General features: G+C 58.4%; 22 protein-coding genes. 15 read left to right on the forward strand and 7 right to left on the reverse strand.

What is annotated here, in order from left to right:
• Positions 1–18: 18 nt before the first annotated feature.
• Positions 19–981: a 4-hydroxybenzoate octaprenyltransferase gene (ubiA, locus tag ACR0KC_RS16540; RefSeq protein WP_170423611.1), complete on the reverse strand. Its 963-nt coding sequence runs from the start codon at positions 979–981 to the stop codon at positions 19–21.
• 12 nt (positions 982–993) lie between these two features.
• Here ubiA and ACR0KC_RS16545 point away from each other — a divergent pair, with 12 nt between their 5' ends.
• The 9 genes from ACR0KC_RS16545 (at position 994) to ACR0KC_RS16585 (ending at position 10,086) form a co-directional block, all read left to right on the forward strand.
• Positions 994–1,719, forward strand: a complete 726-nt coding sequence (locus ACR0KC_RS16545) for a 16S rRNA (uracil(1498)-N(3))-methyltransferase (RefSeq protein WP_170408406.1) — start codon at positions 994–996, stop codon at positions 1,717–1,719.
• The gene (locus tag ACR0KC_RS16550) at positions 1,716–2,564 is read left to right on the forward strand and encodes a GNAT family N-acetyltransferase (RefSeq protein WP_480772001.1); all 849 of its coding nucleotides are present in this window, start codon (positions 1,716–1,718) and stop codon (positions 2,562–2,564) included. The genes ACR0KC_RS16545 and ACR0KC_RS16550 overlap by 4 nt, the downstream gene beginning before the upstream one ends.
• Positions 2,561–3,088 carry a hypothetical protein gene (locus tag ACR0KC_RS16555; protein ID WP_170408404.1) on the forward strand — a complete coding sequence of 176 codons (528 nt, stop codon included), beginning with the start codon at positions 2,561–2,563 and terminating at the stop codon, positions 3,086–3,088. Before ACR0KC_RS16550 ends, ACR0KC_RS16555 begins: the two co-directional genes overlap by 4 nt.
• Before the next feature lie 67 nt (positions 3,089–3,155).
• A complete protein-coding gene (locus tag ACR0KC_RS16560; RefSeq protein WP_480707065.1) occupies positions 3,156–4,526 on the forward strand; it encodes a glutamate--cysteine ligase in 1,371 nt (456 codons plus the stop codon).
• A gap of 70 nt (positions 4,527–4,596) precedes the next feature.
• Positions 4,597–5,670: a phenylalanine--tRNA ligase subunit alpha gene (pheS, locus tag ACR0KC_RS16565; protein ID WP_010443591.1), complete on the forward strand. Its 1,074-nt coding sequence runs from the start codon at positions 4,597–4,599 to the stop codon at positions 5,668–5,670.
• Positions 5,671–5,988, forward strand: a complete 318-nt coding sequence (locus tag ACR0KC_RS16570) for a hypothetical protein (RefSeq protein ID WP_480772002.1) — start codon at positions 5,671–5,673, stop codon at positions 5,986–5,988. It begins immediately after the preceding gene.
• 292 nt (positions 5,989–6,280) lie between these two features.
• Complete coding sequence (locus ACR0KC_RS16575; RefSeq protein WP_480772003.1) at positions 6,281–7,084, forward strand: CE1 family esterase; 804 nt, start codon at positions 6,281–6,283, stop codon at positions 7,082–7,084.
• A 78-nt stretch (positions 7,085–7,162) separates the two neighbouring features.
• Complete coding sequence (gene pheT / locus ACR0KC_RS16580; RefSeq protein ID WP_480772004.1) at positions 7,163–9,559, forward strand: phenylalanine--tRNA ligase subunit beta; 2,397 nt, start codon at positions 7,163–7,165, stop codon at positions 9,557–9,559.
• An 80-nt stretch (positions 9,560–9,639) separates the two neighbouring features.
• On the forward strand, positions 9,640–10,086 hold the full coding sequence (locus tag ACR0KC_RS16585; RefSeq protein WP_170423625.1) for a YtoQ family protein: 447 nt from the start codon (positions 9,640–9,642) through the stop codon (positions 10,084–10,086).
• Positions 10,087–10,137: 51 nt separating this feature from the next.
• Here the strand turns inward: ACR0KC_RS16585 and ACR0KC_RS16590 are convergent, their stop codons facing one another.
• The gene (locus ACR0KC_RS16590; RefSeq protein WP_223117509.1) at positions 10,138–10,836 is read right to left on the reverse strand and encodes a glutathione S-transferase family protein; all 699 of its coding nucleotides are present in this window, start codon (positions 10,834–10,836) and stop codon (positions 10,138–10,140) included.
• A gap of 223 nt (positions 10,837–11,059) precedes the next feature.
• Here ACR0KC_RS16590 and ACR0KC_RS16595 point away from each other — a divergent pair, with 223 nt between their 5' ends.
• Entirely contained in the window at positions 11,060–11,866 is an 807-nt protein-coding gene (locus tag ACR0KC_RS16595) for a mechanosensitive ion channel family protein (protein WP_170423629.1), read from the forward strand.
• 187 nt (positions 11,867–12,053) lie between these two features.
• Here ACR0KC_RS16595 and ald read toward each other — a convergent pair whose 3' ends face one another.
• Positions 12,054–13,169 carry an alanine dehydrogenase gene (gene ald / locus ACR0KC_RS16600; RefSeq protein ID WP_170647155.1) on the reverse strand — a complete coding sequence of 372 codons (1,116 nt, stop codon included), beginning with the start codon at positions 13,167–13,169 and terminating at the stop codon, positions 12,054–12,056.
• 135 nt (positions 13,170–13,304) lie between these two features.
• On the opposite strand from ald, the gene ACR0KC_RS16605 reads away from it, so the two are divergent.
• On the forward strand, positions 13,305–13,763 hold the full coding sequence (locus tag ACR0KC_RS16605) for an Lrp/AsnC family transcriptional regulator (protein WP_170395646.1): 459 nt from the start codon (positions 13,305–13,307) through the stop codon (positions 13,761–13,763).
• 150 nt (positions 13,764–13,913) lie between these two features.
• The gene (gene ppk2 / locus ACR0KC_RS16610) at positions 13,914–14,852 is read left to right on the forward strand and encodes a polyphosphate kinase 2 (RefSeq protein WP_480772005.1); all 939 of its coding nucleotides are present in this window, start codon (positions 13,914–13,916) and stop codon (positions 14,850–14,852) included.
• Positions 14,853–14,903: 51 nt separating this feature from the next.
• On the opposite strand, the gene ACR0KC_RS16615 is transcribed toward ppk2, so the two are convergent.
• Both ACR0KC_RS16615 and rpsU read right to left on the reverse strand, forming a co-directional pair.
• The gene (locus tag ACR0KC_RS16615) at positions 14,904–16,139 is read right to left on the reverse strand and encodes a CAP domain-containing protein (protein WP_480707071.1); all 1,236 of its coding nucleotides are present in this window, start codon (positions 16,137–16,139) and stop codon (positions 14,904–14,906) included.
• Positions 16,140–16,435: 296 nt separating this feature from the next.
• Positions 16,436–16,642, reverse strand: a complete 207-nt coding sequence (rpsU, locus tag ACR0KC_RS16620) for a 30S ribosomal protein S21 (RefSeq protein ID WP_005614280.1) — start codon at positions 16,640–16,642, stop codon at positions 16,436–16,438.
• A gap of 112 nt (positions 16,643–16,754) precedes the next feature.
• Between rpsU and ACR0KC_RS16625 the strand changes: the two genes are divergently transcribed.
• A complete protein-coding gene (locus tag ACR0KC_RS16625) occupies positions 16,755–17,447 on the forward strand; it encodes a COQ9 family protein (RefSeq protein WP_170636679.1) in 693 nt (230 codons plus the stop codon).
• A gap of 72 nt (positions 17,448–17,519) precedes the next feature.
• Positions 17,520–18,506, forward strand: coding sequence for an NAD(P)H-quinone oxidoreductase (locus tag ACR0KC_RS16630; protein WP_480772006.1), 987 nt, complete (start codon positions 17,520–17,522; stop codon positions 18,504–18,506).
• A 15-nt stretch (positions 18,507–18,521) separates the two neighbouring features.
• Here ACR0KC_RS16630 and ACR0KC_RS16635 read toward each other — a convergent pair whose 3' ends face one another.
• Positions 18,522–19,379: a DUF2189 domain-containing protein gene (locus ACR0KC_RS16635; RefSeq protein WP_170408392.1), complete on the reverse strand. Its 858-nt coding sequence runs from the start codon at positions 19,377–19,379 to the stop codon at positions 18,522–18,524.
• Between the two features lie 214 nt (positions 19,380–19,593).
• On the opposite strand from ACR0KC_RS16635, the gene ACR0KC_RS16640 reads away from it, so the two are divergent.
• Positions 19,594–20,577, forward strand: a complete 984-nt coding sequence (locus ACR0KC_RS16640; protein WP_170636681.1) for a quinone oxidoreductase family protein — start codon at positions 19,594–19,596, stop codon at positions 20,575–20,577.
• 41 nt (positions 20,578–20,618) lie between these two features.
• Here the strand turns inward: ACR0KC_RS16640 and ACR0KC_RS16645 are convergent, their stop codons facing one another.
• Positions 20,619–21,152 (reverse strand): outer membrane protein, encoded by a 534-nt coding sequence (locus ACR0KC_RS16645; protein WP_480772007.1) that lies wholly within the window; start codon positions 21,150–21,152, stop codon positions 20,619–20,621.
• Between the last annotated feature and the right edge of the window lie 46 nt (positions 21,153–21,198).

The following is a 21,198-nucleotide window of genomic DNA, read 5'->3' on the forward strand; positions in this document are numbered from 1 at the left end:
CGCAGCACAGAGGTGCAATCAGAGGAAAAGGGCGACGCAGAGGAAGATCAGCGGAATCAAGCCGGTGTCGCGATTGGCCCGGAAAAGCTGTAGCAATTTGGCGTTGTCCTCCGTGTCCAGCCCCCGCAATTGCCAGGCCAGATGCCACCCCATCGCCCAAGGCCCGCCAAGGGCGACCGCCAAAGCAAGAACCGATGTCCCGGGCAAAGCCGCGTCGATAATTGCAAAGGCCATTAGACTGACGGTTCCAATCAGAAAATACTTGAGCCAACGGGCGGTATCGGTGCCAAACAACCGTGCGGTGGACTTGATGCCGATCAGCTCGTCATCCTCAGCATCCTGATGGGCGTAGATCGTGTCGTAGAACAAAGTCCACGCGATTCCTGACAGATAAAGCATGATCGCAGGCCAGCCCACGGTGCCGGTATGTGCAGCCCAGGCCAGCAATGCGCCCCAGTTGAAGGCCAGCCCCAGAAAAATCTGCGGCCACCACGTAAAACGTTTTGCATAGGGATAGATGGTAACAGGCAGCAAAGACAGAACCCCCATCGCAATCGCGGCCCGGTTGAAGGTCAGAAGGATGGCCAGGGCCAACAGACATTGCAGCACCATCCAGAATGCAGCCTGACGGACACTCACTTGGCCTGAGGGAATCGGGCGCGACCTTGTACGCTCGACTTTCCCGTCAAACTCACGATCAGTAATGTCGTTCCACGTACAGCCCGCGCCGCGCATCAAAAACGCACCAATGGCACAACCAACTGCGATCCAAAGATCCTCCCATCGTGGTGCGCCGTCGCTCAGGATGGCCAAGGCCAGACCCCACCAGCAGGGAATCAGCAGAAGCCATGTGCCGATGGGTCGGTCTGCGCGGCTGAGCCGCAGGTAAGGGCGGGCAAAGGCGGGGGCGTGGGTGTCGACCCAATTGCCGGTTACGGCATCGGCGACTTGACCGTCTGGTGTTGGGGCATTGCCTTGCATATGTAGGGTCTCATGAATGCGAAGATCAGACTGTATGTAGAGCACCCTTTGGGTCCGGGGCAATCGGTTCCTTTGACGCGTGAGCAGGCGCATTATCTGTTCGGTGTCATGCGCCTGTCGGTTGGGGGGCAGGTCGCGCTATTCAATGGCAGCGATGGCGAGTGGCAGGCAGAGGTAGCAGAAGCAAGTAAACGAGGCGGAATTCTGTCGTGCGTGGAGCAATCGAAACCTCTGCAATTACCGCCCGATCTGTGGCTTCTCTTTGCACCGATCAAGAAGGCGCGGACCGATTTCATCGTTGAAAAAGCAGCTGAAATGGGGGCCGCGCGGATCATACCGGTGCAGACCGAATTCACCAACTCCGAGCGCATTCGGCAGGATCGCTTGCAGGCCCACGCAATTGAGGCGGCCGAACAATGTGGCGGCACTTTTGTGCCTGAGGTCGCTGACCTCCAGCGATTGGATCGTATCCTGGGCGCGTGGCCCGATGATCGCCAATTGATGTTCTGTGACGAGGCAGAAGCCGGCTCGGCTCTGCGCTTGGCAGAGAATGAGAAAGGTAAGCCGTGGGCGATCCTGATCGGCCCCGAGGGCGGGTTTTCCGAGCCCGAACGCAAACGGTTGGCAGAGCTGCCATTTACCCATGTGGTCAGCCTCGGCCCACGCATCCTGCGCGCCGATACAGCAGCCGTTGCGGCGATGACAATGTGGCAGCAATCGTTGGGAGATTGGACGTGACGTGGCAATTGGCGCAGGAAACGGACCTGTCCAGGATCGACTCGTTTTTGTCCCAACATATCCAAACATCGATGTTCCCTTTGGCCAATCTACGGGATTTTGGCCTGTGCGGTACGCATCCCCGGTCGTTGAATGCATGGACGCTTGGCAGCCCGTTGCGTGCGGTCTTTGCCATAACAAATGAAGGCATGATCCTGCTGCAATGTCCCGACTGTTCGGATACCGAACTTGCCGCAGCGATTGACCTTATTCGAGGCCGGGCCCTGTTCGGCATCGCGGCTGAGGCAACGCAGGCTCGTCGGATAATCCGGTTGGCAGGTTGGGAAGGGCGACCCGCGACCCTGAACAGCGATGAGCCGGGGTTTTCCCTGGCGCTGGATCGACTTCAAATACCGGATTTCAGTGGGGCAGATCTCATGCCGCTTACTGATGTAGACCGTTCGGTCCTTGAAGACTGGCGAGAAAGCTACCTCATCGAAGCCATGGACTTTGATCCTTTGCGCGCACAGACGCAGGCTGGGAAGGACATCAAGACCTATATCGAGCGGGATTCGCATCGAGTTTTGCTACATAACGGCCTACCGGTCAGCATGACCGGCTTCAACGCTCGCTTGCCTGAAGTGGTGCAGATCGGCGGTGTCTACACACCACCCAATTTACGAGGGCGGGGCTATGCGCGTTTGGCTGTTGCCCTGCATCTGGTTGAGGCGAGCGACGCGGGAGTTTCCAGAGCTGTCCTCTTTGCGGCTTCCGATGCGGCCGCGCGTGCCTATATATCCATTGGGTTCCAGCCTGCAGGTCAATACTCGCTGATCCTGTTCAAAAACCCGGAGGACGTGGCATGAGTTTCTTTCGACCCGAAGCCAAACTGGCCCTGTGGCGCTGGCGCGAAGTGCTGGTTGCAGGGTTTGTTCTGATCCTCGGCCTCAGCTGGATCAGCGGCCCCGGCGGATTGCTGGCGTGGTTGGGGTGGCTGCTGATCGTCGTCTCGATGGCACTGGCGGTGATCGGAGTGCAACGCGCGCGCTTTCGCAATGGTGCGGGAGGACCGGGTGTGGTGACTATTGATGAAGGCCAGATCACCTATCTGGGCCCGCTCGACGGCGGCATCGTTGCAGCCCGCGAAATCGAGCGGTTGGCGTTGGATCCGACCTCGCAACCTGCGCATTGGGTTTTGGATCAGCCGGGGCAACCGACCCTTCACATTCCGGTGAACGCCGAAGGGGCCGAAGCGCTGTTTGATGTGTTCTCAGCACTTCCGGGGCTTAAAACCGAGCAAATGCTGTCGGAACTCAACGGTCGTGCGGCACATCCGGTGGTGATCTGGGAACGCACGCCGTCACGGCCTGCGCACCTTAGGCTGCATTGACACTGGCGCGGTTTGCGCTCAGGACTGACCGCCAAGATAGACACATCAGGATCGGAGCACGGGTCACATGTCCATCCCCCAGTCCGGCGGCGGACCGATCGAACGCCATGAGCAACTGGCCGAATATCTGGAATCGGGCTGCAAGCCCAAGGAAGATTGGCGCATCGGAACCGAGCATGAGAAGTTCGGCTATTGCAAAGACACTCTGAAACCACTGCCGTTTGAAGGCAAACGGTCCATCGTGGCTGTGCTGGAAGGTTTGCGCGACCGTCATGGTTGGGCCGAGGTGCGCGAAGCTGGGCATCTGATCGGGCTTGAGAAGGACGGCGCGAATGTCAGCCTGGAACCCGGCGGCGCGCTGGAACTGTCGGGTGCCCCGCTGGAAACCATCCACGAGACCTGTGACGAGGTGAACACCCACCTGCGCGAGGTCAAGGATATCGCCGATGAGATCGGTGTCGGCTTTATCGGTCTGGGCGCAGCCCCGATCTGGACCCATGAAGAGATGCCGTTGATGCCCAAAGGCCGTTACCGGCTGATGAACGATTATATGGAGAAAGTCGGCACCATGGGCCGTGCCATGATGCGGCGCACCTGCACGGTTCAGGTCAATATCGACTTCGGGTCCGAGGCCGACATGGTGCAGAAGCTGCGCGTCGCGCTGGCCCTTCAGCCGGTCGCGACGGCGCTGTTTGCGAACTCTCCGTTTTTCGAGGGCAAGGTGAACGGCCAGAAAAGCTGGCGCAGTTATATCTGGCGGCATCTGGACGATGCACGGACGGGCATGCTGCCCTTTGTGTTCGAAGAAGGCTTCGGGTTCGAACGCTATGTACAATATGCGCTCGATGTACCGATGTATTTCGTCTATCGTGACGGCCAGTATATCAACGCGCTGGGCATGTCATTCCGCGACTTCCTGCAGGGCAAACTGCCTGCACTGCCCGGTGAGACGCCGACTCTGTCCGATTGGGCCGATCACCTGACCACGGCATTTCCCGAAGCGCGGATCAAGAAATTCATGGAGATGCGCGGCGCCGATGGTGGCCCATGGCGCAGGCTCTGTGCGCTGCCTGCCTTCTGGGTTGGTCTGACCTATGATCAAACCGCACTGGATGCCGCTTGGGATCTGGTCAAAGGCTGGGATGCCGAGACGCGCGAAGCGCTGCGGGTTGAGGCTGCCAAGGATGGCCTTCAGGCGCAGGTCGGCAACATCAACATGCATGATTTGGCGCGCCAAGTGGTCTCGATCGCCGAGGCCGGTCTGGCGTCCCGCGCGCGCCCCGGTGCGGGTGGTCTGGTGCAGGACGAGACGCATTTCCTGAACGCGCTCAAGGACAGCATCGATACGGGCAAGGTTCCCGCTGATGAGTTGCTGGATCACTACAATGGCGACTGGAATGGCGACCTGACCCGGATTTATCCCGAATACAGCTATTGATCCCCACCGTCCCGCTTGCATTCGCGGGGCGGGGCCGATAGCAGGTTGGCGACCAAATTCAGAGGGCGTCATGGACGATCTTAAGGCAAAATATCTGGGCCAAATCGCCGAAGCTGGCGATGAAAACGCGCTTGAGGCGATCCGCGTCGCTGCCGTGGGCAAAAAGGGCGAGGTCGCGCTGAAGATGCGCGAACTGGGCAAAATGACCCCCGAAGAGCGTCAGGTCGCAGGCCCTGCGCTTAATGCCTTGAAGGATGAGATCAACTCGGCCCTGTCGGCCAAGAAAGCAGCGCTTGCCGATGCCGCGCTAGATGAGCGTCTGCGCACCGAATGGCTGGATGTCACCCTGCCGACCCGCGCGCGCCGTCAGGGTTCGATCCACCCGGTCAGCCAAGCGACCGAGGAACTGACCGCGATCTTTGCCGAACTGGGTTTCTCGGTGGCCGAAGGGCCGCGGATCGAGACCGACTGGCACAACTTCGACGCCCTGAACATCCCCGGCCACCACCCTGCGCGGGCCGAGATGGACACATTCTACATGCACCGCGCCGAGGGCGACAATCGCCCGCCGCATGTGCTGCGCACGCATACCTCGCCAGTGCAGATCCGCTCGATGGAACTGCAGGGCGCGCCGATCCGCGTGATCTGCCCGGGCGGTGTCTACCGCGCCGACTATGACCAGACTCACACGCCGATGTTCCATCAGGTCGAGGGGCTGGCCATCGACAAGGATATCTCGATGGCGAACCTGAAATGGGTTCTGGAAGAGTTCGTGAAAGCGTTCTTCGAGGTCGACGACGTCGAGCTGCGCTTCCGCGCCTCGCACTTCCCCTTCACCGAACCATCGGCCGAGGTCGATATCCGCTGTTCCTGGGACAATGGTCAGCTGAAGATCGGCGAGGGCGACGACTGGATGGAGATTCTGGGTTCCGGCATGGTCCATCCCAAGGTGATCGCCGCCGGTGGCATCGACCCCGAGGTTTATCAGGGCTTTGCGTTCGGGATTGGGATCGACCGTCTGGCGATGCTGAAATATGGCATTCCTGATCTGCGGGCGTTCTTTGATAGCGACCTGCGCTGGCTGCGGCACTACGGCTTTGCAGCGCTGGATATGCCGAACCTGCATGGTGGTTTGAGTAGGTAGGTGTACCTGCTGGGCGTGTGTCTGGCTCGATACGTCGATTGGTGGCGCCGCCGCGTGACCGATGCTCCCTTTCTATGGCTGGTCGGATTAGTTGTTGCTGCAAACGTTCTACGTTTTTTGGTAGAACGTTTGTTCGGGTCGTCCTTTCTTTGGGTTTTTCTGGTTGTGCTTATCGCTATGTTTCCGGGAATGTGGGTGGCTCTTTTGGCGACCCGCAAAGGGTTCCTGAAGAAACTGAATCCACGGAAAGAGGTGGAAGATCAAAAGGCCATGTCTAAGAAGTTCATTGATGAATTCGCGAAAAGGCAGTCGAAATAGCTCGCGCGGAGCAAAGGCCGATAGGCTGCTGCACCATCGACAGACCGCCTGCTCGGACTGGCGATTTGTCTCTGTTAGTGCTCCGTTTGAAAGCTTCGCGGATTTGGCCGGCATAAAGTGCCCACCACAGCCCGTGGATCGCCACCCCGCGGTCGGGCGATAGCGCGGCTTTGTGATTTGATCCGTTGTAGGGTGGCGTTTCACCCCACCGTGGGGCGGTTGGTGCGGTTAAACCCCACCCTACACCAATATGTTATGTGACAGCGCGGCAGACGTCGCTAGGCTCCGGCCTATGATCTATCGACTGCTTTTTCTTCTGCTGACCGCAACCCCGGCCTTTGCGATGGGGCCGTGGAAATCTGATTGTCACGGCGATACCGCCTGCGAGGTCGGCGACCGTTCGTACCATGTGCTGGAACCCGATGGCTGGGATGGCGAAACGCCTCTGCCGGTGCTGCTGCATTTCCACGGCTGGGCGCGGCAGGGCGATGTGGTGGTGAACCATGAGCGCATCGCCGGGGCAACCAAGCTGCGCGATGTGCTGTTGGTGGCTCCGAATGGGCTGGGCAAAAGTTGGAACTTCTGGACTGCTGATACCGCAGACGTGCCGTTCGCAGATCGCGTGCTTGAGGACGTCGCCAAACGCTATCCCATTGATCCTGAGCGTATCTATGTCTCGGGCTATTCTTATGGCGGCGCAATGGCGTGGCGCTATGTCTGCCAGTCGGGAAACGACATCGCCGCTCTGCTGGCGGTAGCGGGCTCGATCCGCCAGACCGAGGACTGCCCGGAAGCCCCGCGCGAGGTGCGCCATGTGCATGGGCTGGACGATACGGTGATGGATTTTCCCTTTGGGCCGGACGGCGATACGACCTATCCGGTGGCGCTGTGGAAGGCCAAGTTCAACTGCAACGGCGCGACCCCGCGCGGGGATTGGAGCGTGAAGCCGTTCCTGACGCTCAGCCGGGTAGAGTGGACCGATTGCGCGCAAGGGCAGGTGACACTGGACACCCATCCCGGCGGGCACTTTATTCCCCACGGCTGGATCGGCTGGCAGCTGGACGAGCTTTTGGGTCGCACCCCCACCTATCCGTGAGCCGCAGCGCTTGCACCTCGGCGCAATCTTTGCCATTGCCTGTGCCGACTGAATGTTTGCCGAAAAAGGCCCGCTGCAATGAAATTCACTCTGTCCTGGCTGAAAGACCACCTCGATACGGATGCGTCGGTTGATGAGATCGCCGAAGCACTGACCGATCTCGGGCTTGAGGTCGAAGAGATCGTCAACCCGGTGGACCGTTTGGCGGGCTTTACGCTGGGCCATGTGAAACATGCCGAGAAGCACCCGGACGCCGATAAGCTGCGCGTTTGCACGGTTGAAACCGACGAGGGCGATCTGCAGATCATTTGCGGCGCGCCCAATGCGCGCGAAGGCATCACCGTGGTGGTTTGTAAACCGGGTATGTATATTCCCGGCCTGGATATCACCATCAGCGTCGGCAAGATCCGTGGCGTCGAGAGCTTTGGCATGATGGCATCCGAGCGCGAGCTTGAGCTGTCGGATGAACACGACGGGATTATCGAGCTGCCCTCGGGTGAGGTCGGTGATCGGTTTGTCGATTGGTTGGCTGAGAACGATCCGTCAAGGGTTGATCCGATGATCGAGATCGCGATCACGCCGAACCGCCCGGATGCGCTGGGTGTTGCGGGTATTGCGCGTGATTTGGCCGCGCGCGGGTTGGGCACGCTGAAAGTGCGCGATTACACTCCGGTGCCGGGTGATTTCGAAAGCCCGATCAAAGTGTCGATCGACGAGGATACGCTGGACGGCGCGCCGCATTTCACCGGGCGTCTGATCCGTGGCGTAAAGAACGGCCCGAGCCCTCAGTGGCTGCAGGATCAACTGAAAGCGATTGGTCTGCGTCCGATCTCGGCTCTGGTGGATATCACCAATTATATGACCTTCGACCACAACCGTCCGCTGCACGTGTTCGACGCGGACAAGGTGCAGGGCAATTTGCGGGTGCATCGCGCCAAGGGTGGTGAAAAGCTGGTCGCGCTTGATGAAAAAGAATACTCCCTTCAGCCTGGCATGATGGTGATTTCGGACGACAAAGGCCCGGAATCTATCGCGGGTATCATGGGCGGCGAGGAAACCGGTTGTACCGAGGAGACCGTGAACGTTTTCCTTGAAAGTGCGTTCTGGGATCATGTGCAGATTGCCCTCACAGGTCGGGCGCTGAAGATAAACTCGGACGCGCGGTATCGATTCGAGCGCGGCGTCGACCCGGAATACACGCGCGAAGGGTTGGAGCATGCGACGCAGATGATCTTGGATATCTGCGGCGGTGAAGCCTCGAATGTGGTCGAGGCGGGCAAAGCGCCGAACCACGCGCGGGCCTACAAACTGGACGCGGCGCGCGTGCAGTCCCTAGTCGGGATGGAGATTCCGGAAAGCGAGCAGCGGCAGACATTGACCCGTTTGGGCTTTCGTCTGGATGGCGAGATGGCGCATGTGCCCAGCTGGCGACCCGATATCATGGGGGAAGCCGATCTGGTGGAAGAGGTTGCGCGGATCGCTTCTCTGACCAAGTTGCAGGGTATTCCGCTGCCGCGTACGACGGCGGGTATCCCCAAACCGGTCATGACAGCCACGCAGCGTCGCCAGTCGATGGCGCGCCGGACCTGTGCAGCGCTGGGGTACAATGAATGTGTGTCTTATACCTTCATCGATCAGGCCTCGGCAGCCTTGTTCGGGGGCGGTGACGCAGCAACCATGTTGGAAAACCCGATCTCGTCCGAGATGAGCCATATGCGCCCTGATCTGCTGCCTGGTCTGCTGCAAGCGGCGGCGCGCAATCAGGCACGGGGTTATGCCGATCTGGCCTTGTTCGAGGTCGGGCCGGTGTTCCATGATGGTGAGCCGGGGGATCAGCAGACGCAGATCACCGGCCTGTTGGTTGGGCGCAACGGCCCCAAGGATGTGCACGGTGCGTCCCGCCCGGTGGACTTGTTCGACGCGAAGGCCGACGCCGAGGCGGTGCTTGCCGCAATTGGCGCGCCCGCGAAGGTTCAGATTCTGCGCGACAGCGATGCCTGGTGGCACCCGGGCCGACATGGAAAAATCTGTCTGGGTCCGAAAAAGGTACTGGGCGTCTTTGGCGAATTGCATCCGCGCGTGTTGCAGGCGATGGACATCAAGGGCCCGGCGATGGCGTTCACCATTTGGCCGGATCAGGTGCCGATGCCACGTAAATCCGGTGCGACCCGTTCTGCCTTGGAATTGCGCGACCTGCAGGCGGTCGAGCGCGATTTCGCCTTTGTTGTAAATGCGGATATCGAAGCTCTGACGTTGGTCAATGCGGCTGCGGGTGCTGATAAGGCTCTGATCGAGGACGTGCGCGTCTTTGACGAATTCATTGGCGGTAGCGTCGGCGAGGGCAAGAAGTCTCTGGCCATTACCGTAAGGCTTCAGCCGTCGGACGCGACCCTGAAGGAAAAGGATATCGAGGCGGTCAGCACCAAGATTGTCGAAAAAGTGGTGAAAGCCACTGGCGGCGTCTTGCGGGGATGAGTTGGTTTTCGCCTCCGGCGGGAGTATTTTTGAAATGATAAAGGGGCCATTGCGCCCCTTTTTCACGGGAGGAGAGAAAAATGCTGAAGGTCTATTTGTCCGGTGAGATTCACACGGATTGGCGCGAGCAGATCATTGCGGGCGCCGATGGGTTGGATGTTGAGTTCAGTAGCCCGGTCACCGATCACGGTGCTTCGGACGATTGCGGTGTCACGATCTTGGGGGCCGAGCCGAACAAGTACTGGCACGATCACAAGGGTGCCATGGTCAACGCGATCCGGACCCGCAAGGGCATATCAGACGCGGATGTTGTGGTTGTACGCTTTGGGGACAAATACAAGCAGTGGAACGCGGCATTTGACGCGGGCTATGCGGCAGCACTGGGCAAGTCGATCATTGTTCTGCACGGGGCTGATCATCAGCACGCGCTGAAAGAAGTAGATGCAGCAGCACTCGCCGTCGCTGAAGAACCCGCGCAAGTTGTTGAGATCTTGCGCTACGTTCTAACAGGCGCGCTGCCTGGGTAACCCGATGGCCCGTGGCGGCGGATTTGGATCCCGCCGCACAGGCCTTGTGTATCAATCCCGTGAGGGGATGTTCAGCCCTCTTTGCACTGCGGGTCGATCCAGGAACCTATCCAGATAGCGCGTAACGTTGCCATAGCTTTCCCAGCCTATGACATCCTTGACGCCGTAATAATCTAAACCGCGCAGCCACGGCGCGATTGCGATATCGGCGATCGAGAATTCTCCGGCGATCCAGTCTTCGCCGTCCAGTTGCCGGTCGAGAACGTTCAGCAGGCGTTTGGCCTCGGACACGTAGCGTTCGCGCGGGCGGGGGTCTTCGATTTCAGCCCCTGCGAATTTGTGGAAATACCCAAGCTGGCCAAACATTGGTCCGATACCGCCCATCTGGAACATAACCCATTGGGTGACCCGGTGCTTGTCGCCTTTGTTCTGACCCAGCAGCTTACCGCTCTTTTCAGCGAGGTACAGAAGGATTGCACCGCTTTCGAACAAAGCCAACGGAGCATCGTCGGGCCCGTTGGGATCAATGATCGCCGGGATCTTGTTGTTCGGGTTCAGCGAAAGAAACTCCGGGCTTTTGACATCTGCATCGGCCAGTGTGACACGATGTGCCTCATAAGGCAGGCCGGTTTCTTCCAGCATGATCGACGCCTTTACCCCGTTGGGTGTGGGGAAGGAATAAAGCTGAATCCGCTCGGGGAACTGTGGGGACCATTTATTCATGATCGGGAATTGGATTGTGTCCAGCATGATGGGCTCCTTTTATCGCGCCTGTCTCAGTCAATCTGGTAATTTGTGGCGCTTTTGTAAGGTCCAATTCTGTGCGTGATCGGTCAGTCGATGTTTGCTGGGGAACAGCAGGGGGGAAAACTCGGAAATCCCGCACCTAGACCTGCGCGCAAAATTAGCCCAGACTTTTCAGCGATCCCGCGCCAAAAGGCGCGGGTTTGCTGTTGGCGCAAAGGAGAAGCGTGTGGAAGATGTCGTAACACAGGTGGGCGCATTTGGTCCGCTGATCATGAGCGCGATCAAAGCGTTGATCGTTCTGGTATTGGGTTGGATCGTTGCCGGAGCCATTAGCGGTCTGGTGCGGCGGCGGATCAACGCCACGCCACATATCGACCCGACTTTGGGGAATTTCGTTGCGAGCCTCGTGAAATGGGTGCTGCTGGCGATTGTCTTTGTCGCCGTTCTGGGCATTTTCGGAATCGAGGCGACCAGCATCGTGGCCATTCTGGGTGCCGCATCCCTGGCCATCGGTTTGGCGCTGCAGGGAACACTCAGCGATCTGGCCGCGGGCGTGATGCTGGTGGTGTTCCGGCCCTATAAGCTGGGCCAATATGTCGATATTGGTGGCACAGCGGGTACTGTGAAAGACCTGAACCTGTTCACGACCGAGCTGGTGACGCCGGACAACGTGCAGATCATCGTGCCAAACGGTCAGGCTTGGGGTTCGGTGATCACCAACTATTCCGCCCATGACACCCGCCGGGTCGATCTGGTGTTTGGCATCGACTACGGCGATAGCGCGGATGAGGCTATGAACATCATCCTGGATGTGGCCAAAGCTGACGATCGTATCATGGCTGATCCTGAGCCCTGGGTGCGCGTGACAAATCTTGGGGATAGTTCGGTTGATCTGACCGCGCGCCTGTGGTGCGCAGCGGCTGACTATTGGGATGTGAAGTTTGAACTTACCAAAGCGATCAAAGAAGCGTTTGACGCCAAAGGCGTATCCATCCCGTATCCGCATTCTGTGGAGATTCACAAAGAGGCGTAAGCCTCCCGCCCGTCGATCGGGCATTGAAATGCCCTCTTCCGGTTGGGCCGGGCACCGCGCTAAGGCGCGGTGCTTTTTTGCGCGAACCTTGGTCCAGAAAAAACAGCGCCGCGCTATTGGCGCGGCGCTGGGCCCAAGTCTGTAAAGCGTCCTTTGGAAAAGGACGCTTTCAGAGGCGGGAGCGCTCTTAGTTCAACAGAGTTGTTGGATCGACAGAGGCGATGTTGAGGGCGGTGCCCACCGCTTCGTAAGTCAGCTTGCCGGCGTGGACGTTCAAACCTGCCAGCAGGTGTGCGTCGTCCTTACAGGCCTGCTTCCAGCCCTTGCTTGCCAGCGACAACATGAACGGCATGGTTGCGTTGCCCAGTGCGATGGTCGAAGTCCGGGCAACCGCACCGGGCATGTTGGCGACGCAGTAGTGCATGATGCCGTCAACTTCGTAAACCGGATCGGCGTGGGTGGTGGCTTTCGAGGTTTCAAAACAGCCGCCCTGATCGATCGCAACGTCTACCAGAGCCGCGCCGGGCTTCATGGTCGACAGCTGTTCGCGCGAGATCAGTTTGGGAGCAGCTGCGCCCGGGATCAGGACCGCACCGATGACCAGGTCGGCATCCTGGATCAGCTCGGCTGTCGCACCAGCGGTTGAATACTGGTTCTTGAAGGTTCCGCCGAACACATCGTCCAGATAGCGGAGACGCGGCAGCGAACGGTCCAGTACGGTCACATCCGCGCCCATGCCTGCGGCAATCTTCGCTGCGTGGGTGCCTACGACGCCTCCGCCGATGACGATCACTTTGGCAGGGCCTACACCCGGTACACCACCCATCAGAACGCCGCGGCCACCGTTGGCCTTTTGCAGAGTCCAGGACCCGACTTGCGGAGCCAAGCGACCGGCAACCTCAGACATCGGCGCCAGCAGCGGCAGGCCGCCATTGGAGTCAGTCACGGTCTCATAGGCAATCGCGGTGCAGCCGGATTCCAGCAGATCGTGGGTCTGGTCTGGATCGGGTGCCAGGTGCAGATAGGTGAACAGCAACTGACCTTCGCGCAGCATTTTACGCTCGACCGCCTGAGGCTCCTTGACCTTGACGATCATATCAGCCGTGGCGAACACTTCTTCTGCAGTGTCGACGATGCGGGCACCTGCCGCTACATAAGCGTCGTTATCAAAGCCCGAGCCCATCCCGGCACCGGTTTCGATAATGACTTCGTGACCGCGGGCCACAGCTTCGCCAGCAGCGTTCGGGGTCATCCCGACGCGGAATTCCTGAGGTTTGATTTCCTTGGGGCAGCCGATTTTCATGTGAGACTCCATTCATAAACTGCCTAAATTATGGGCATAAATTGGTGCAATTTTTGTGAAACCCCACTTGCTAAACACACAATCTGCGGGAAAATATTCAGCATATAGACAACTTGACGCAATGGATGTGCGCAAATGACGATTGACGCAACAGATAGGAAGATTCTGGCTGCCCTGCAGCGCAAAGGGCGGATGTCAAATTCGGAATTGTCCGAACAGGCGAATCTATCCCCTTCGGCCTGCCACCGACGCGTGCAGCGACTTGAGGCTGAGGGTTATATCAAGGACTACGTCGCCCTGTTGGATGCACGGAAGTTGAACGTTCCAACCACTGTGTTTGTCGAGATCACGTTGCAGGGTCAGGCGGAAGAAGTGCTGGAGGCGTTTGAAAAAGCCGTAGCACGGATTCCGGATGTGCTGGAATGCCATTTGATGGCGGGCACGGCGGACTACATTCTAAAGGTCGTCGCAGAAAATACCGAGGATTTTGCTCGCATTCATCGGCAATACCTGTCTCGCTTGCCTGGGGTGGCGCAGATGCAAAGCTCATTTGCTTTGCGCACGGTGTTCAAAACCACGGCCTTGCCTGTCTGAAACCAACTATTGGGGTTAGCCTTGCGTCAATTCTGCCGCTTGTATCTGTCGTGCGGTCGGGCCAAAATCCATGTTTCCGACCTTATGTACGACCTCGGCACTTTGCGCTGACACTCGGTGGTTACACTGGCCGTGTACGGTCCGAACCCGATGAACGATAAGGAGCAGACCTTGGCTTACGAAAACAACAGCACGCCGAAAAATTGGCTGGAAGCTGAACTGGAAGACACGCTGGACGAAGATTTCGAGATCGAATTCAGCGAACCCATGCTTTCGATGGAAGTGCGCAAGATTTACAAGGACCAGCATCCTGACATGCTGGATCGCAAGGTCTATTTTCGCAACCTTTTGCGGCTGCAGGCTGAACTTATCAAAGTTCAGGATTGGGTGGTCCATACAGGGGCCAAGGTCTGTATTCTATTTGAAGGGCGCGACAGCGCCGGGAAAGGGGGCGTGATCAAGCGGATCACGCAGCGCTTGAACCCTCGTGTAGCGCGTGTGGTCGCCTTGCCTGCACCCAGCCGACGCGAACAAAGCCAGTGGTATTTTCAGCGCTACGTGCCCCATTTGCCTGCGGCCGGTGAGATCGTGTTCTTCGATCGGTCTTGGTACAACCGCGCTGGTGTTGAACGCGTGATGGGATTTGCCAACGAGGATCAGGTCGAACAGTTCTTTCAGGACGTTCCCGAATTCGAACGGATGCTGGTGCGGTCGGGGATTATCCTGCTGAAATACTGGTTCTCGATTACAGACGAAGAACAGCAATTGCGATTCCTGATGCGTATTCACGATCCGATGAAGCAGTGGAAACTGTCACCGATGGATCTGGAATCCCGCATCCGGTGGGAGGCATACACCAAGGCCAAAGAGGATATGTTCTTTCGCACCAACATATCCGAGGCGCCTTGGTATATCGTTGAAGGCAACGACAAGAAACGCGAACGGCTCAATTGTATCGAGCACCTGCTGACCAAGATCCCCTATGAGGATGTGCCGCAGGAAAAGGTCAATCTGCCGGATCGGCGCTATAACCCCGAATACGAACGGCGCATTTTGCCGGATGAGCTACACGTGCCTAAGATATATTGATTTGGCAGGAAAGTGGTGCGGGAAAAGGATCCCCGCACCTGAACGGTTTGATTAACCCCAATCAAATCCGCAGTTCGTTTCGAAAACAAACACGCCGCACATGTCGTCATTCATGTCTTCGACTGTGGCTTCAACGGTTTCGATCATGTCGTCAGCGAAGTCGGTGTCGAACACCAGATCGAAATCATCCATCTCCGGGGTCGTGTCAGCCTGCTGCACCGGAGACCATTCGAACTGGTCAAATTGGGCTTGCAGCGCATTAACAAACGCTTCGATCCCGGCAAGGAAGGCCTGAACGTCAAAGCAGTCCGCGCCCGGTGCACCATTGTCAACGACAACTTCAGGTGTTTCTGGCTCGGGTTCTTCGACCTCGGTGACGTCGGTCTCCGGAGTTTCGGGTTCCTCGACCTCGACGACTTCAGTATCCGGCACATCGGGTTCCGGGTCTTCAACTTCAGTCACATCGGTATCAGGCGTTTCCGGCTCTTCAGTTTCGGTCACGTCTGTTCCCGGAGTCTCCTCAACCGGGTCCTCGGTCTCGGTAACCTCAGTTTCTGGCGTTTCGTCTGCCGGTTGCTCGGTTTCCGTCACATCGGTGTCGGGTGTTTCGTCCGATGGTTCTTCGGTTTCGGTGACGTCTTCCTCCGGGGTCTCCTCTGCCGGTTCTCCGGCATCGGGAACTTCCGCTACCGGTGTTTCGTCAACTGGTTCCTCAGTCTCGGTCACATCGGTTTCCGGCACTTTTGGTTCAGTCGGGGTGGTAACCTCTTCCTCTTCTGGCTCAACAACTTCTTCAACCGGAGGCGTCGCCGGCGGGGTGGTGTCGCCGTTATCAAGATCGACATCGCCCTGAGTCGCCGCAAAGTTCTGCGTCACCATGACAGCGTCGTACCCCTGCATGTCGCCTTCTTCGATCCCGATGCCGATATATTTGAAATCGGGGTTCAGAATGTTGGCGCGGTGACCGGGGCTATTCATCAGGTTCTGGTGCAACTGGGCGACATCATCGCTGATACCGGGTGCGCCACGCTCGGATTGCCAGGCGATGTTTTCTCCGGTGCGCCAGCTCCCGGACAGGTCGAACCCTGCGGCTTGCATCCGTTGGGTCGCGGATGAACCACCCTGACCGGTGTGGCTGAACCGGTCGGTGTCCAGCATCCAGCTGCTGTGGTCCTCGGAAGATTCGTTCAGGTTGCGTTCAAGTTCCAGGGGATCAAGACCGCGGGATGTGCGCTCTTGGTTGATCAGCGCGAGCATTTCGCGCTCGACCGTACTTGCTGTCGACATCAGTGCCTCCGTTTTTGGTTATGTCTGAGTGGACGGCCTCACTTACAAACGATCAAAGAACGCTGAATAGGGCGGGTACGGCGATGGGCGATTTTCGGCGGCAGAATGCAACCGAACGGCGATTCGCTGCGCTGTAAAATGCCGACTGCGGCGATTGCATCAAAATCGGCAGGTTGCCGCGAGGGTAAAGCCGGGAATTGGCGGGATCATCCGCCCTAAAAACGACAAACCCCCGGGCAGGGCCTCGGGGGTCGTCAAATAGTGTCATCCAAAGCTGGACGAGTCGCAGGAAGCTCTTAGAGCAAACCTTCGCGCTGTGCTTTCTTGCGTGCCAGTTTACGGGCACGGCGGATCGCTTCAGCTTTCTCGCGCGCTTTTTTCTCGGACGGTTTCTCGAAATGTTGCTTCAGCTTCATTTCACGGAACACGCCTTCGCGCTGCAGCTTTTTCTTCAGGGCACGAAGCGCCTGATCGACGTTATTGTCGCGAACACTAACCTGCATGTGGTTGTCACCACCTTTCTAGATAGAGTTGCAAGGAAATTGCAGGAAGTGGCCGTATAGCAAAGCACGCCTAACTTGTCTAGTACTGGACCCGCAGCCTCGGAGACCCGACATGACAGCAACCTATGAAGACACCAAAGAGCAGCTTCTCGATGCGATTCTGAACCATGTGCCGTTCGACGGCTGGTCGGAAACCAGCTTTCGTGCGGCCATCAGCGATTGCGATCTGGAGCCCGCGCTTGCCCGAGCGATCTGTCCGCGTGGTGCCGTCGATCTGGCACTGGCCTTTCATGCGCGCGGGGATGCCGCGATGTTGGAGCGGTTGAAATCCGAAGACCTGAGCGGGCTGAAATTCCGTGAAAAGATCGCCGCCGCCGTCCGTTTCCGCCTGCAGGCGGTCGAAGACAAAGAAGCAGTGCGCCGAGGTATGACTTTGTTCGCGTTGCCGATCCATGCCGCGGATGGGGCTAAGGCGGTCTGGGGCACCTGTGACCAGATCTGGATAGCGCTTGGCGATACTTCGGACGACGTGAACTGGTACACCAAACGTGCCACTCTGTCGGGCGTCTATTCTTCGACACTGTTGTATTGGCTGGGTGATGACAGCCCGGATTATCAGGCAACATGGGAATTCCTGGATCGGCGGATCGAGGGCGTAATGCAGTTTGAAAAGTTCAAGGCGCAGGTGAATGGCAACCCGCTGCTGAAACCGTTTCTGGCCGTCCCCAACTGGCTTGCGGGTCAGGTGAAGGCTCCGACGAAGTTGCCTGACAACCTGCCCGGTTCGCTGTCATCGGGAAAATAGTCGCAGCGTTTCCACTTGCCGCTGGGCCTCTGCGTTTTCGCCTGCTAGGCATTGGGCAAAGGAGATATGCCCATGACCCAGACAATGCGCGCTGTCGAGATCACCGAAGCTGGTGGCCCGGACGTTCTGCAACTGACGGAACGCCCGATGCCGGAACCGGCAGAGGGTCAAGTGGTTCTGAAAGTCGCGTACGCCGGGGTGAACCGTCCTGATGCGCTGCAGCGGGCGGGGGCGTATGATCCACCTCCCGGTGCAAGCGATTTGCCGGGGCTAGAGGCCTCGGGCGAGGTCGTCGCCATCGGCTCGGGTGTCGAAGGTCTGGTTGTTGGCGATCAGGTTTGCGCCCTGTTGCCCGGCGGCGGTTATGCTGAATATGTCGCAACGCCCGCCGCCCATTGCCTGCCTGTGCCTGCGGGTATGGGTTTGAAAGAAGCTGCCTGCCTGCCCGAAACCTTCTTTACTGTTTGGTCCAATGTCTTCACCCGTGGCGGCTTGAAACCAGGGGAGCGGTTTATGGTCCATGGCGGTTCCAGCGGGATCGGCACGACGGCCATTCAGCTGGCCAATGCGTTTGGCGCCCGCGTCTTTGCAACCGCCGGGTCGGCTGAGAAATGTGAGGCTTGTATCAAGCTAGGTGCCGAAAAGGCCATCAACTATCGCGACGAAGATTTCGTGGCTGCGATGCGCGCCGAGGGCGGGGCGAACCTGATCCTGGACATGGTCGGTGGTGATTATATCCCGCGCAACATCAAGGCTTTGGCGGAAGACGGGCGGCTGGTTCAGATCGCTTTCCTGCAAGGTCCGGTGGTCGAACTGAACTTTGCGCTTATGATGGTGAAACGCCTCACCCTGACTGGCAGCACCTTGCGCCCACAAAGCGATTTGGCCAAGTCGCGCATCGCGCAAGACTTGCGTGAAGCCGTGTGGCCATTGCTTGAGGCCGGGAAGGTCGCACCGGTGATGGATTCAGAATTCGATCTTTCTGATGCCGCCGCTGCACATGCGCGGATGGAAGCATCGGGCCACATTGGCAAGATCGTTCTGAAGGTCTCTGGTTAAGCTGCTGCCATGTAGTCAGGCGACCGCCCGGCGATACAGGTGCCATGTGGCGTGGCCTAGAACGGGCATGACGACGATCAGCCCCAGCAACATCGGGATCGCGCCCAGTACCAACATCGCGGCCACAATGGCCCCCCAGGTCAAGATCACACCCGGGTTCTGACGCAAGACCCGGACCGAGGTTACGACGGCCACGGGAACGCCCACTTTGCGATCCAGCAACAGCGGAAAGCTGACCACGCTTAGCGCCAATGCGACCAGTGCAAACAGGAAACCGGTGGCGGTGCCGATGATGATCATGCTCCAGCCTGCTCCGGTGGTGAACACTTCTGTCACGAATGCCATGGCCGAAGCCGGAGGTTCTGGCCCTAGGGTTTGCGCGTAGATGCCTTGCGCGACCATCAGCCAGATCATCAATAGCATGACCAGATAGAAGCCCAATGCCAGTATGGCTCCGAAGGAAGGCGAACGGAATACGCCGAACGCGTCCAGCCAATGAACGTCTCCGCCCTGTTCCCTCTTGCGACTGATCTCATAAAGCCCGACGGCGGCGACCGGCCCGATCAGGGCAAAACCCATGACAAGCGGGGCCAGCAGGGGCACCATGTCTTTGTTGAGCCCAATACCGAACATCAGCAGACCTGCGATTGGATAGATCAGAACGACAAAGATCGCATCGGCCCGGGTTTCGAGAAAATCGTTATATCCAGCTTTCAGGCATTCGCGCAGATCCTGCAGGGTCAGCGTATGCACCGTCGGCAGAGCCTGAACATCCGCGCTGCCGATCTCGGTCACGGATTCAGTGACATGATCGCTGGTTGCCCGCAGATTTCGGGCGACCCAGGTGATTGGGTTACCGATTGTCTTGTCCATGTTCATCCCCTTTTCTGGCGTGGGTGCGCCGCGGGATGCATCCGGCGTGGCAATTCGCGTGACCGGATCAGCCGGCAACGTCTGCCCAATTACAACGTCTCGTTGCATTATAGCACATATTGCGAAATTTTGCCCGATCACCCTTGCAGAGCCGGAAGGATTGCTCTGCCGCACAGGCGTGTTAGCTTTGTTTCCACAGGCAAGGGAGGCATTCATGCAGCAGACAGCACGCACAGTCGTCATACACGAATCCGGCGGCCCCGAGGTTCTTCGGATTGAGGATCGCCCGCTTGGCGATCCCGGCCCGGGTGAGGTGCGCATTCGCCATCATGCCTGCGGATTGAATTTCATCGATGTGTACCAGCGTACCGGCCTTTATCCGCTGGAGTTGCCTCATGCGTTGGGAATGGAAGCGGCCGGAGTCGTTGAGGCGGTAGGCGAAGGCGTTACGCATCTTGCCCTCGGCCAACGCGCGGCCTATGCCGCAGGCCCATCGGGAGCATATTCCGAAGCGCGCGTGATGCCTGCAGCGCAGGTTTGTCCGCTGCCCGAGAGTATCTCGTTCCGCACCGCAGCGGCCATGATGCTAAAGGGCATGACGGTCGAATACTTGTTTCACCGAACAACGCCGCTGCGGCGCGGAGATACCGTGTTGTTCCACGCGGCTGCCGGAGGTGTGGGACTGATCGCCTGCCAATGGGCGAAATCCGAAGGCATCAAACTGATCGGGACAGCGGGAACGGATGAGAAATGCAGCCTGGCGCAATTCAATGGCGCGTCACATTGCATCAACTACCGGACCGAGAATTTTGTCGAGCGTGTGGCCGAGATCACCGGAGGCAAAGGGGTTGATGTGGTGATGGACTCCATCGGTGCGGACACGTTTGAGGGATCGCTGGATTGCCTGAAACCCTTGGGCATGATGATCTCATTCGGAAACGCTTCGGGGCCAGTGCCGCCTGTCGATCTGGGAATGCTTGCGCAGCGGGGATCTCTGAAGGTGACGCGGCCAACCTTGTTCACGCATATCTCGGATCACGCCACCTGTCAGGCGATGGCGCGACGCTTATTTGGCAAAGTGGACGGGCGCGAGGTCAAGATCCATGTCGATCAGGAGTTTCCGTTGGATCAAGTTGCTGATGCGCATCGTGCTTTGGAAGCACGACAAACCACCGGCAGCACAGTCTTGGTGCCCTAGCGGCACGGGCCCGGCGCAAATAGCCGGGCCCTACCTTCTCATCAAAACCGATATGCGACGCGCAGTTGAACTGTAGTTGCGTCAACATCGACGCCCGATGAGTTGAAGTCGTCGAACTCATGATACAGAAATTCGCCTCCAACGCTGATATTGGGGGCTACGATCTGCTCATAGCCTGCGCCGATGAACCAGCCATCGTCACTGCCCAGATTATCGGTATCCGCATCGGCATAACCGGCGGTGCCATAAAGCAGGCCCTGCGGGTTCACCTTGTAGCCCGCGCGCGCTTTGAGCCGCCAGACATTCTCGACCGTGGCGGCGCCGGAAAGGTCTACGTCGCTCCAGTCATAGTCGAAGCCACCTCCGACGACCCAATCGCCCAGATCGTAATCATATCCAAGGATGATACCGCCGATCGCACCATCGCCGTCGACGCCTGATACGTTTGTGTCGATGTCCGCATAACCAAACTGCGCACCGCCGTAGAATCCAGTCCAGTTGCCTGAGGATTGCGCCATGGCGGATCCCGCAGCCAATACGGCGACCGAGGTGATCAGTGCCAATCTTCCTGTCATCGTCTCATTCCTTTCGCTCGAAACCTGCTGCCAATCAAATCTAATG

This window comes from Ruegeria sp. CF3, assembly GCF_056537365.1.